The sequence below is a fragment of the Paenibacillus sp. S29 genome, from assembly GCF_049319765.1.
In the GTDB taxonomy this organism is placed as follows: domain Bacteria; phylum Bacillota; class Bacilli; order Paenibacillales; family Paenibacillaceae; genus Paenibacillus; species Paenibacillus polymyxa_B.
On record NZ_JBMOUI010000113.1, the window covers coordinates 1 to 249 of the forward strand.

General features: G+C 51.4%; 1 protein-coding gene. It reads left to right on the plus strand.

Annotation, left to right across the window (positions count from 1 at the left end; all coding sequences use genetic code 11):
- Positions 1 to 171: transposase (locus tag ACL9RM_RS26770; protein WP_414126243.1), on the plus strand; the 171-nt coding region annotated here is incomplete at its 5' end.
- Positions 172 to 249 lie beyond the last annotated feature (78 nt).

Sequence of the window (249 nt, forward strand, 5' to 3'; positions counted from 1 at the left end):
CGAAAAGAGACGATTGAGCGAAGCTTCGCGGATGCCAAAGAGCTCCATGGGTTTCGCTATTGCCGTTTGCGCGGTCTTCCAAATGTCAGGGAACAAGCCCTTATGACGGCAGCCGTGCAGAACATGAAGAAGATGGCGATTCACCTGGATCGCCTGAAGAAACAGGGGTAACCCCCCTGTTTCTCCAGAGACCAGAGCCTTATGATGTAAAGAAAAAGAAACCCACGTCTCAAAAGACGGGGTTTCTCG